This window comes from Candidatus Gracilibacteria bacterium (assembly GCA_041660965.1).
Classification (GTDB): domain Bacteria; phylum Patescibacteriota; class Gracilibacteria; order BD1-5; family JAGOOR01; genus JAGOOR01.
This window is the reverse complement of the sequence record JBAZVH010000001.1, coordinates 199,537-211,367: the sequence shown is the minus strand read 5'-3', so window position 1 is coordinate 211,367 and position 11,831 is coordinate 199,537. Positions and strand designations below refer to the sequence as shown.

Sequence of the window (11,831 nt, the reverse complement as noted above, 5' to 3'; positions counted from 1 at the left end):
TTGCAATAAAATGCTATTTTTTTATCACTATCCCATAGAGAAAACCTGCAATAGCGCCAGAAAGATGTCAGAGAAGACTGATACTTCCATAGAGCCCGATACCAATATTGAGAGCGATCAAAAGAAGTCATCATCTGTATTCAGGATCACCACGCTTATAAAAATCGAGCGTATAAATAGTGAGAAGTGCCATCGCAAATCAGCTTCATCCGATAGTTGGAACTGGAGACAAAAACATCAAGCATGTTCCTACGAAAAGTGTTGTCCAGAGCCAGAGTCTCCAAGCATAGGATTTTCCATGCGTGATTTCTACGATTCTCCCGATAAATAAGAAGAAAATGACATTACTCAGAATATGAAGGATGCCTCAGTGGAGTAAGCTATACAGGATAAATTGTAGAATATGGTGTACCGGTGTTGCTGGAGAGGCATACATACCATATTGGATAACTGGTGGATAGAGCATAAAAGCTATGCCACCGATAATAGAGAGCAACGATATCACTGTAGTAGGACTTTTCAGGTTTATGCGAGGCGTGAAGATGTTCATACATTATTTTTTTCTTGTGTACCAGACGAGATCAAATTCTCCTTTATTTTCTCGTGAAATTTCGATGTAGAGATCTTGAAAATCTGGGAAATATGCATCGCCATCATATTCCTTATGAATTTCAGAGAGACGTATCTCTGAGCGTGGATCATCGAGAAAAAGCTGATAAATCTCAGATCCTCAGAGAATCAAAACATTTTCCTCATTTACCACAGCGAATTCTAATTCTTCCTTGGAGGTATAGATTTCTATCTGTCATTTTTCACCTCCGTCCACATACCATCTTCCATCTTGATTGAGAGTAGGGAAGTCTCCTATTTTTACAGAAGCTGGATTTCGTGTGAGCATAATATTGCGTCGTTTTGGAAGAATTCTTCCAAGTCACTCATACGTTTTTCGCCCCATGACAATCGTTTTTCATTGTGTGAAAGCACGAAAATCAGTCATTTCTTCAGGGATATCCCAGGGGAGTTGATTATTTTTTCCTATGACTCTCCTTTTTGTCATGGCAGCTACGAGTATATATTTCATTCTTTATATTTTATTGAATAAGTGGTCTAATCGCCACTCGGAAATACCAGATTGAACATCTTTTTTTGATTCTTTTGTGAGCATTATTTTGTCTCAAAATGTGTAGGTAATAATATCGTCATGATTGAGTAACGCATACAAAGGGACTTTTTCTTCATTGCGGTAAATATTTACAATATAGGGGAATTTTTCGGGTTCTAGATAAATAATTGCATCAAGCATTGTGAGACCAGGGGGCATATAAAAAACTGGTTTTACCATGCTATGAAGTGGTATTTTTTTTGCAAAAATATGTGTTGTCACACTTTCCATAAATGCTTCGGAATTTGATGTGGTTGCTTCATTAATAAGGTCGAAATCTCGAAATAATACTGGAGAATAGATGTTCGCAAGTTCTACAAAAGTTCTTCCAGCGATAATAGAGTCTTGTGTTTTTTTTGGGATTATTCTGATTTTCATCCTACGAGATCCACGAAAAATAACCTCAAAATGCAACCCGGAATATCCTGAAAAACGGGGATTATTAATAAAATTCGCTATTTTCCCAGACTGTATACAGTTTGGATCTTCTCGATGTCCTATATCATAGAGTATAGCATAGCAATCTCCTGGTTCCGCTACAACGAGGTCAGTTGCGCACCAGCCATTATTTTGAAAATATTCTCCATCACTGATGGAAAAAGGTGAGAGAAATTCCGTAGAATGGGTTATGATTTTTTTTGACCATACTTGTTGCTCTAAATATTCCTGTAATTCCTCTGATTCCGAACGCATACCCTCTTCTCTTGAGAGGAGAAAAGTTTCTAGGGTAATCCATTTCTCTGGCTCAAGGAGTTCCATACAGAGAGCTTGTAGAAAGTGGTATACCGAACGTAGTCAACATCTTTTTGCGAGGGGAACATAGATATTTTTTGTTTCTTCAGCGATGCGTTTTTGGCCTCCGGGATTTTTCCCAGAAATGGTAATCATATTATGGAAACGATCGAATATCTTGAGAAAGAGAATACGTATGTCTCTTTGTGATGCGGAGAGAATTTTTCGAATCGTTTCAAATTTGATTTGTTCTGGGGTAAAATAGATATCTTCTTCTTCATTTCATCCGCAACCTATTTTCGTGGCTCAGTCCACCAATATCGCTACAACAGGAGATATTTTTTCTATATCTTCCATGTCCGTTGTGGTATCTTCGATGGTGTCATGCAGCAGTGTAGCGGCTATCAATTCGGCATCGGGTTTGTAGGGGAGCATCATACACACGATGGTGAGCGGATGTGTAAAAAACGGTTTTCCCGTTTTTCTCGCCTGTCCTTTATGTGCTTTTTTTCAGAATTCATAGGCCTGCAGAATCAAGATTTTATCACTTTTTGTAAGATATGCTGTCCCTTCTTGTATTTCAGAAAACAAATCATCTATACTACGATCTTCATACCCCCTATAGTGATCTACATAGGTGTGGAAATTTTCAAAAAAAGTTTTTTCTCGATGCATAGATACATTGTCTGAAATCTTTGTAAAAAATCAACTCTTATTGCAAAAGGAAGCTCTTTTTGCATACTGTTTGTATGAAACAAGGATATATATGAGTCGATGAAGCATGACGATGAGCATGGGCATGACCCGTAGTGGCGGCTTGTGTTTTTTGGTCATGAAGGTGTCCAATACGTGGTATTCTCCAGGATTCAAAGCAGATGTCGCCATCCGAACGAGAACAGACGTATGATACCATTCTAGAACTTGCGAAAAAGAAAAAACTTTTCTTCGCAGTCTGAATTATTTTAAATGAGATTATTGATACAGTGTGAATTCGTGAGGCGAATCGGCTGGCAATGCTTCATGCATTGCAGGAAATACAAAAGACAGAATACAAAATACAAAATGACGGAATTCGTTTAATGATAGATGGGCGAGATAATTATCAGTTTGATATTCCCGATCTTCCAAAACCGGAATACGTTATTCGTGGAGACTCAAAAATTAAACAGATTATGGCGGCATCTATTATCGCAAAAGTAACACGAGATAGGATGATGCGGGAGTATGATCTTGCATTCTCATGATACGGATTTGCCCAACATAAAGGGTATGGAACACCATGACATCAGAAGGCGCTTCAGAAACTAGGCATATGTAAGATTCATCGAAAAAGTTATAAACCAATCCGAGAACTAAGTCAAAAGTAATAAATTTGTAAAGATAGTATATTAGGTATACTTTCCTTGTAACCCACTTTTTATGATTATACGAAACCCTGAGCAACGCGTTGCCATCCTCGTCGACGTGCAAAATCTCTACTACTCTGCCAAGAATCTCTACCATTCTCGTGTGAATTTTAAAAATATTATTCAGCTCGTGACTCAAGGACGTAAACTCACTCGAGCGATTGCATATGCAGTTGATACGGCCGAAGAAACCAACAAAGTCTTTATCGATGCTCTCCATGAAGGAGGATTTGAGATCAAACAAAAACCAATACAAGTCTTCGTCGATGGGTCAAAAAAAGCGGATTGGGATATCGGTATTGCTATGGATGCGATTCGTCTTGGCTCAAAAGTTGATTCTATCGTACTTGTTTCTGGCGATGGAGATTTTTGCCCTGTAGTGAATTATCTGCAACAATCGCAGGGGTGTCTCGTAGAGGTCATGGCCTTTGGGCGTACGACCAATAAAGAGCTTCGTGAAATCGCTGATGATTTTATCGATATCGAAGAATATCCCGAAGAACTCCTTTTTCGCTCAAAGCGATCTATTGGTACTAGTAGAAATAATAAGAAAAAATAATATGTCAGGGTACGATGATTTTGCTGAAACCTTTGGTGCGAGTCGCCAGGATATGCGATGGGGAGAGGTGAATATGCTGCTCGATGATTTTATGCAGTCTTTTAAAACTGAGGATATTTGGAAAATAGCTGATATTGGTTGTGGGAATGGGCGACTGCTTCGGCATATTCTGGAAGTGCCACAGTATCTTGAAGCATTTCAATCACATCATACCCATTATTTCTGAGCTGATCTCTCTGAGAAGCTTCTCCAACAAGCAGAGGGGGACCCTATTCTCACGCAAGCAGCCGAAGTCATCGAGTGGAAGCAGATGGATATGTGCGATATGGGGAAAGTATTTTCTTTGCCTCTTTTTCATGCATTCTTTTTTATTGCGAGTTTTCATCATCTAGAAAATTCTCTCGACCGTTTACGTGTCCTGCAAGACGCTAAAAAAATACTTCTTCCTGGAGGAAAAATATATATGACAAATTGGAATCTTCTTTCACCAGAAAATGAGCGTTACGTGACATCTAAAACTTTAGAATATCCTGATGGAAGTGCAGACTTTACTATCAAAATAGGGGAGTACCAGAGACTATACCATGCTTTTTCATTCGCTGAATACCAAAAACTTGCCGAGGAAGCTGGATTCACTCTTGAGAAATGTGAGTTTGGAGAGAGGAATAGTATTGTAGTATTTTCCCGCTAATATCATTAAGTCTTCCTTCAGAATAGATACTCAAGTACCTGAAGTGCGCTATATGATGTTTCTCCTTGTTTTAAGAGTCTTTGCACGAAACTTGTGTCATCCCCGAGAGTGATTATAGCTGGCTCTGTATCTCCTACTCCAGCTGTCGCCATCAGACCATTGCAGAGACATTTCCTTCCAACTGTATCTTCTTCTTCTCCTCATTTTTTGATATAATGATCCACGGGCTCGCTCGCACATCGATACCCTATACCACCGTTTGGTTTTTGATAAGCGGATCGAAGAGCACATTGATCACAGACACGTTCCCTCGTCTTATAGATAACCTCTTCAGACACGGTTCACTGTATCTGTGCGACTTTAAATGGAAAACCAGTTGGGGAGGCACGTTTATCTGTTATCACTCGGAGCATCCCATTATAGGCCATCTCGATTGCTTGCTCTCTCAGGTCTGGTCTTATGCCAGATTGCTGAGAAAATGCAAATATAGATCCTACTTGGATCCCGACTGCACCAAGATCGAGAGCTCTCTCTAGTCATTCCGGAGAGGCATATCATCCAGCGAGCCAATAAGGTAGTCATATCTCTCTCATTTTCTCAAAATCTACTGTATCTTTTGGACCATATGCTCTTTTATCTCTTGGAGGAGCATTATGCCCACCAGCTGTTGGTGCCTCAATGATAAATCCTGTCATAAGCCCGTGTATTTTTTTATTAAGGATTTGCGCTAATATATCTGTTGAAATAATAGGGAGAAATTTTGGCACTTTCACTTCAGGAGTTTCTTGATGAAAGAATTCTTTTGGATCAAATGTCATCTCATAACCATCTTGATTACCAATTACGGGGATATTGCATGTGGCTACTTTCCCTTCTGAAAATGCCTGAAAGATGGGTGGTATTCTGCGGGGTATTCCTGCTCACATCGTCACAAAATCAACATCTGCGAGCATAGCGCCATAGATAGAGGAGAGATGTGGCATGTCTATCTTATCGAGATAATTGATACTAACGGGATTGTTGTGCCCCCTTTTAGCGAGTTTTACAAAGGCATAGTTTGCACAGATAACAAGTTCGATGAGATGATTCGATGGTTGTACGGTAAAAACGGGTATTCCTGCCTTGGCATTATTATGGTATTTCTTGATAATCCTCTCAGCAACGTCTGGAAATGGAAAATCTGCGAGAGCTCGAATAATGTCATCAGCATCAGTATCGCCTATTTGCAACATTCGTGCCATCACTCTCTCAAGTGCAGTTCCTGATATAGTCCCAAGGGTTTCTCTGCCGGGTCTGCTCGCACCAGAAACGGTTGCTGCGAGAAGAGGGCTCGATACATTTGCACCCATGCCTCATTGGATAATTTTTGGTAACACATCTTCTCAAGGAGCTTCATTCATACCCCAATCATATCAATTTTATATATTTAGCAATTCTTTGTCTCAATACTATTTACGCAATAAAAAGCCGCCCCATAAAGAGACGGCCTTGAAGATATATGATAAGAAAAAATTACCAGCGATTACCGCCACCATTGTTTCCGCCACCATTGTATCCACCTTCACGACGAGGAGCACGATCTCCACCAGCAGGACGCTCCTCTTTTGGACGAGCTTCATTGACAGTGATAATACGAGCACCACGATCGTCAGCCACTTCTGTTTTACCATTGTGTGCTTCGATAGCAGCAGCAGCTTCTTCCTCAGTAGACATCTCTACGAGAGCGAAACCACGAGGTCTTCGAGTCTCTCTATCGAGAGGGATGAAAACATCAACTACTGTACCATTTTGAGCGAAAAGCTCTTGTAACTGATCAGCCGTAATACGATACGGAAGATTTCCCACGAAAAGGCGCTTGCCCATACGAAAAAAAGAAAAAAATAAACATCGACTGATAAGCTCACACGTTCGCGGGTTAGAACCACTTCACTAGTACGTTTATCTGACGACGCGCACAGTATAGTGCTTTATTTTGAGAAGTAAAGAAAAACATGTGTTTTCTTTGAAGGCAATTTTTATACTGCTGCTTGTGCTCCTACAAATCGTTCAATAAGAGACTTGATTTTGTCCATTATTGTTGCTGTTTTTGCTTTATTCTGAACCATCTCTTGATAGTTTGTTTCATTCAAAATATGAGGTGTATAGTTTGCGTTAAATCCGGCATAACTGTCGAGAGCATTAGTGAGTGTCTCTGCTGAGAGATTGTGCTCATTTGCAAGCGCTATCCGCATACGAGAGACATCATCTGCGATATCGATTGCTTTCTTTACCCCACGTTCATTTCCATAAAAAATACCGATATTATTCGAAGCCATTTCTTCATAATAGTAGAGATACATATGGTATACACATTCTTCATAGGAGGCAGAATCGAGTAAATCCTTACGATTAAATATTTTATCCTCATCTCCCGCGGAGAGACATTCGTGCTCCTTTATTTCTCCCTTGATCTCACTATTGAGCTTTTCGAGATAGGTGATAGAGGGTTTGGTAGGTTTATGGTCTTTTATGATTTGAGAATGAGCTGCATACTTTGATTTTAGTATGGCGCATTTAAAGAGAGTGTTTTGCGTTGTTCTATAGCTTTTTTTGATATCCTCAAAACTTTTTTTCTCTTTTGAAAGATCAGGATATTTTGCTGCATCATGTTTTTTTACGAGTTGTTTGCTGGTATTAAAATCCCATCCATCGGCACCTGCTCTATTTCCCAGGCACATATTTTTGACATTGCATTCATAGGAATATGGTCCGTCACTATACTCGTCAAATCCTGCTGTTTTAGCATTTGGATTACACAGAGCGAAAGCCTGTATAAAAAATACAAAATACAAAATACAAAATACAAAAAGAAAGGATTTTTTAGACATATCAAGAATAGGATTACTAGATAACGAGATTTGCTATGGGGCTCAAATACGGAACATAATTTCTCGATTGACGAATTCTTTTTCACGACCATATTTCAGACGAGAGAGTTCTGTGAAAGCTCGCATCAGTTTTGGGTCTCATTTTTCGAGGTAAATATTTTCTGGTATGAGACTAAATGCTCGTGAGACTTGTCCATCGATCATCAGTCGCATCACACCCTTAAATTTATCCATATTGACGAGGTCAGAGCCAGAAAAATTTGGTGCAAATTCTTTTTCGAGCTTCTCAGCATCTTCGGCTCAGACCTTGTAGCTCATCATCGAACCGACGTTACCAAAGACTGCATTTTTGAGGTTTACAGAGCTTTTGGTGAGTGCATCGGATTGCTCGAGCTGAGAAAGGTATTGATGACAGACATTCAGAGAGAGTCGGTATTTACGAGCTTCTGAGAGGATAGATTCGATACTATCTGTGACGAAGTTTTGGAACTCATCGATATAGAAGTAAAAATCTTTTCGGAGTTCTTTGTCGATTTTTTGTCGTGCCATCGCTGCACTCTGGATCTTTGTGACAAATATCATACCAAGCAGTTTGGAATTCAGATCACCGAGAGTACCTTTTGAGAGATTGATAAGGAGGATTTTCCCTGTATTCATCACCTCGTCAACCTGAAAAGAACTCTTGGTCTGACCGATAATATTTCGCAGGAGCTCATTGGTAATAAATCCAGAAAATTTTGCCTGGAAGTAGGGAATCATTTCTTTTTTCTCACGATCTCACATCGCTGCATAGGTATAGTCCCACCATGATTTGACGATTTTATTTTGGACGGTTCGTCGTCGCTCCATCTGAAAATTTTCATCTGTAAAGAGACGGACTATATCGGTGAGAGCACCACCACCAGGGTATTCCATCAGTGTGTGCACACCATTCAAAAAGTAGTCCTGAATACGAGGTCCAAAGATCTCATTTCCAAACAACTTTATCATCATCTTATTGGCATCCTGTGCGACGAATTCTCTCTCATCTTGGTCTTTTGCCTCGAGCAAATTGAGACCCATCGGACGGGCTGTATCGCTTGGATTGAAATAGATGACATCATCAGCACGACTACGAGGAATATGCGCGAGCATGCTATTGGCAAAATCTCCATGAGGGTCCATCACGGCCATACCATGCCCGAGTTTTGCATCTTGCCGAGCCATGGATTCGAGAATGGTAGTTTTACCAGTACCTGTCTGACCGATGACGTAGAAGTGCCTCATCCTATCTTCTGAGTGCATATAGATAGGGAGCTTTTTCCCACGGTAGACATTGTGTCCGAGGAGGATTCCTTCCTTTGGAATATTATCTGGTGCTTTTACGATTTTAAATTTTTGCCATTTTATCTCAGGCGTGAGATTGTATTTACTGTGAGGGAAGTGAAAAATAGAGGCGATTTCTTCGACATTGAGAATCATAGGACCAATCATCGGAACCATATTTTTCCAGTAAGGTCGAGCAAAGTTTCGATAGAGCATATTTCTCACAGTACGCGCGCTGGCGTGTTCATGCGAATCATGAAAATAGTTCGTATCTGGTGAGCGAAATTGTTCAAAAGAGGCGAGAATATTTTTCATCTGTATCTCGCAAGAGTGATGGTCTTTTGCGACTGTGAGAAGACGAATAACCGTGTCATAACCGACCTTTTTACTCTTTTCATCGATGAGTTTTACTTCCTCTGATTCGAGCGCAGATGGTCCTTCTTTTTCTTCTGGCTTATGTTCATTTTTCTCATCTACTTTCCAGAAATTGATAAATCATGTGAGGATGCTCATCGGTGAAAAACCAGTATCATGCCCATGTTTCTGGAGATGTCCGGCATGTTTACTGGCGTGCTTTTGCCAATGATTATTCGTCGGGCGGAGCATAATCTGTATCATACAGGCCTCATCTTCATCGAGTTTTGAGAGTGCGTTGGTGATATTGTTGATGGGATCAGATTCGAGCTTTTGATGTGTCTTTATCGGAAATATATAGTTATGTCCGAGTGTCAGGCATTCAGTCGCATAGTACAAGTCTTTTCATTCAAAGAGATTGATTTCTTCGACTTCCTCGACGACGGCATCGGAGAAGAAACTCGTCACTTGTTTTTCTACGAGTACCTGATATTTTTTTGGAAAGACGATAAAAAAGAGAATCTGATTTTTATACGCGATATATTCGAGCGAAAAGGTCTCTTGTCCACGGAGTTTATTCCAAAATTTCTTCGAATAGAGGGAATTCATCGCAGCAAGAAGCTGCTCCATCAGACCGATATAGTCTTTAAAATCCTTGCTGGTATCCTGTTTTACATCAGCATCACTATCCTTGCGAGGTATCAGGACCTGTAGATGGACTTTCTTGAGAGAGCGTGATTGGTCGATACTTTTTTTGTACCAGAAGACACCTATTCATCCGAGAAGGGGTACCAGTATAATAAGTGTTAAGAGAAACAGTGGTCCATTCATAGTCTATCGATGGGTTTAGTATACTCTCTTTATGCCTTTTTTGCAAGGATAATCTCCGCTTTTGGCAAGAGAGTACTTGCATTGAATTGGAAACGTGTACAAAAGAGTATTATGTTTATTCAGAAATATTTGACAAGTAACAGAGAGAGGATAAGATTGTTAAGTTTATTAAATGTTTTTATATGGTATGAGACGCAATCGAACCACGGTATCATTTTGACTATATTGCATTTCGTAGATTACGTGAAAAATACGAACCGTGTGATGGGGTGACAGATGCTGTGGTTAAGACTGTTTGCCAAATTCTAGAGACCCATGGGGGATGATGTTGGTTATCATTTCAACACAAGACTACCTGACAAAAACTTATAATTTTATATTTGGAGACTATTCATAGAGAACTTAGATTAGGCGCCCCAAAACAAATTGGTGACTTTAAAATAGTTCCATGAGATCATCAACATGCACAGCTCGGTTAAAATATTATTCTTAATTATATTATATGTCCTTGCAACATCTACCACCTCATCAAGCTCATTTGAATCCACTTGGAGCTGATGGTCCGGAGTCTTTATATTGAGAGGGGATACTTCCAATATCCGAGGTACTTACAGAAGCATACCTTATAGATGAGTATCGTGATCATATTATGCTAGTGATGGCCAAAAAATGAGCTAACGCAGAAGATATAAAAGATCTTGAGAAAGCTCTTATAAAAGCATTACAACACAATAATTATTTTTCCCGTAGATGTAAATTTACAGTTCTTTTACATAGAAATAAGCTTTTAGTGTTACTCTTGAATGCTCATTATGCAGAGCATATTAATGGAGCAAGAGCACTCCTTTCCGATAAGTGAGAAGATGCAAAATTTTATGGAGCAGGTAGGATATATGCCAACCGTAAAGATGAACCATGGTATCAAAATATTTGATGGTGATCAGAGTCATGTAAAGCCAATCCACCTGAGTGATTTGGTTTTGACAGACCACAACTCAGTGATCAAAATAGTTGAATACTTTTATTAAATATTCAGCAAGCTTGTCAAAACAAGATTGCTGAGATTGCTCAGAAGCATAGAACACCAATCGTTGAAGAATAAAACTTCACACAATCTCTACACAAAAAAGGAAAAGTGAGTATAATGTACTGAGCTAGAGAAAGAGCTAGAGCCAGAGAAAGGAATATTTTTATAATCCATTCTTCTGCTTCTGCTCTATCTATGGCTATTGTTCTTGTAAAGGGGGTGACCGGTATTCTATCGGTACTTGCGGTAACATAGTTGCTTTTCGGTAGATGTCTTTATCTCCCGTTATCACCAAAAAAGACACAATCTAAGTGCTAGCTTCAATGCTTCACGTGGACGAGTATTTGCTGCTGTAAAAAGCGTATTTACTCCTTCATTCGCTCTCACTGCCTAATACGCAGGAGTAGCAGTCATCCCCGCTTAGGCGGGAGCCAGGAATTTCCTGATGACACACGTTATAGTGGTGCATGAGGAGCCCTATAAGGTTTTAATTTCTTCATCGAGTTTTCTTTAGTCTGATAGGCACGGGAATTCGCGTATTATGTCTATCAACAAACTACGGCTGTTTGAGTGTTTACTTACGTACTTTGATTTTCTAAACACCTATAAAAGTAGATACTATGGTACTGTGTATCGAGACGTGAGTTCGACTCTCGCCACCTCCACCATTCTTCGCTCTTCGAGCTACGAATGGCGCAGCCATGAGTAGGAAAGAAAAATAGCGAAGAATGCCCTACGTAGTGCTCCGAAGCTTTAGTGTAGGATGTACGAAGGATGGGCAATGAATATTTTTCGTCATCCTGAACTTGATTCAGGATCCATTCCTGACTGCTCTTTGTACTTTTTCTGAAAAAAGTACCAAAATCATTCAGGGGACATAAACTCGCTATAAACTGT

Annotated in this window: 12 protein-coding genes and 1 other RNA gene; 6 read left to right on the top strand and 7 right to left on the bottom strand. The window is 39.8% G+C overall.

The window, feature by feature from the left end; all coding sequences use genetic code 25:
* Positions 1-13: 13 nt before the first annotated feature.
* The 3 genes from WC753_01105 to WC753_01095 are packed head-to-tail and all read right to left on the bottom strand — an operon-like array spanning position 14 to position 2,569.
* On the bottom strand, positions 14-550 hold the full coding sequence (locus tag WC753_01105; GenBank protein ID MFA6080061.1) for a rhomboid family intramembrane serine protease: 537 nt from the start codon (positions 548-550) through the stop codon (positions 14-16).
* A 3-nt stretch (positions 551-553) separates the two neighbouring features.
* On the bottom strand, positions 554-1,081 hold the full coding sequence (locus WC753_01100) for a dihydrofolate reductase (GenBank protein ID MFA6080060.1): 528 nt from the start codon (positions 1,079-1,081) through the stop codon (positions 554-556).
* Between the two features lie 3 nt (positions 1,082-1,084).
* Complete coding sequence (locus WC753_01095; GenBank protein ID MFA6080059.1) at positions 1,085-2,569, bottom strand: HD domain-containing protein; 1,485 nt, start codon at positions 2,567-2,569, stop codon at positions 1,085-1,087.
* A 74-nt stretch (positions 2,570-2,643) separates the two neighbouring features.
* Between WC753_01095 and WC753_01090 the strand changes: the two genes are divergently transcribed.
* From WC753_01090 to WC753_01080, 3 genes are read left to right on the top strand one after another with little or no spacing between them, the layout of a single operon-like run.
* A complete protein-coding gene (locus WC753_01090; protein MFA6080058.1) occupies positions 2,644-3,261 on the top strand; it encodes a ribonuclease HII in 618 nt (205 codons plus the stop codon).
* A gap of 52 nt (positions 3,262-3,313) precedes the next feature.
* Positions 3,314-3,859: an NYN domain-containing protein gene (locus WC753_01085; protein ID MFA6080057.1), complete on the top strand. Its 546-nt coding sequence runs from the start codon at positions 3,314-3,316 to the stop codon at positions 3,857-3,859.
* A 1-nt stretch (position 3,860) separates the two neighbouring features.
* Positions 3,861-4,550 carry a class I SAM-dependent methyltransferase gene (locus tag WC753_01080; GenBank protein ID MFA6080056.1) on the top strand — a complete coding sequence of 230 codons (690 nt, stop codon included), beginning with the start codon at positions 3,861-3,863 and terminating at the stop codon, positions 4,548-4,550.
* A 5-nt stretch (positions 4,551-4,555) separates the two neighbouring features.
* On the opposite strand, the gene WC753_01075 is transcribed toward WC753_01080, so the two are convergent.
* The 4 genes from WC753_01075 to WC753_01060 all read right to left on the bottom strand — a co-directional run bounded on the left by WC753_01075 (position 4,556) and on the right by WC753_01060 (position 9,907).
* Positions 4,556-5,950, bottom strand: coding sequence for a nitronate monooxygenase (locus WC753_01075; GenBank protein ID MFA6080055.1), 1,395 nt, complete (start codon positions 5,948-5,950; stop codon positions 4,556-4,558).
* Between the two features lie 112 nt (positions 5,951-6,062).
* The gene (locus WC753_01070; GenBank protein ID MFA6080054.1) at positions 6,063-6,413 is read right to left on the bottom strand and encodes an RNA-binding protein; all 351 of its coding nucleotides are present in this window, start codon (positions 6,411-6,413) and stop codon (positions 6,063-6,065) included.
* 152 nt (positions 6,414-6,565) lie between these two features.
* Positions 6,566-7,417: a hypothetical protein gene (locus WC753_01065; GenBank protein MFA6080053.1), complete on the bottom strand. Its 852-nt coding sequence runs from the start codon at positions 7,415-7,417 to the stop codon at positions 6,566-6,568.
* A gap of 33 nt (positions 7,418-7,450) precedes the next feature.
* A complete protein-coding gene (locus WC753_01060) occupies positions 7,451-9,907 on the bottom strand; it encodes a DUF87 domain-containing protein (protein ID MFA6080052.1) in 2,457 nt (818 codons plus the stop codon).
* 182 nt (positions 9,908-10,089) lie between these two features.
* Here WC753_01060 and WC753_01055 point away from each other — a divergent pair, with 182 nt between their 5' ends.
* The 3 genes from WC753_01055 (at position 10,090) to ssrA (ending at position 11,602) form a co-directional block, all read left to right on the top strand.
* The gene (locus WC753_01055) at positions 10,090-10,386 is read left to right on the top strand and encodes a hypothetical protein (GenBank protein MFA6080051.1); all 297 of its coding nucleotides are present in this window, start codon (positions 10,090-10,092) and stop codon (positions 10,384-10,386) included.
* A gap of 23 nt (positions 10,387-10,409) precedes the next feature.
* Positions 10,410-11,009 carry a hypothetical protein gene (locus WC753_01050; GenBank protein ID MFA6080050.1) on the top strand — a complete coding sequence of 200 codons (600 nt, stop codon included), beginning with the start codon at positions 10,410-10,412 and terminating at the stop codon, positions 11,007-11,009.
* 140 nt (positions 11,010-11,149) lie between these two features.
* Positions 11,150-11,602, top strand: a transfer-messenger RNA (tmRNA) gene (gene ssrA, locus WC753_01045).
* Positions 11,603-11,831 lie beyond the last annotated feature (229 nt).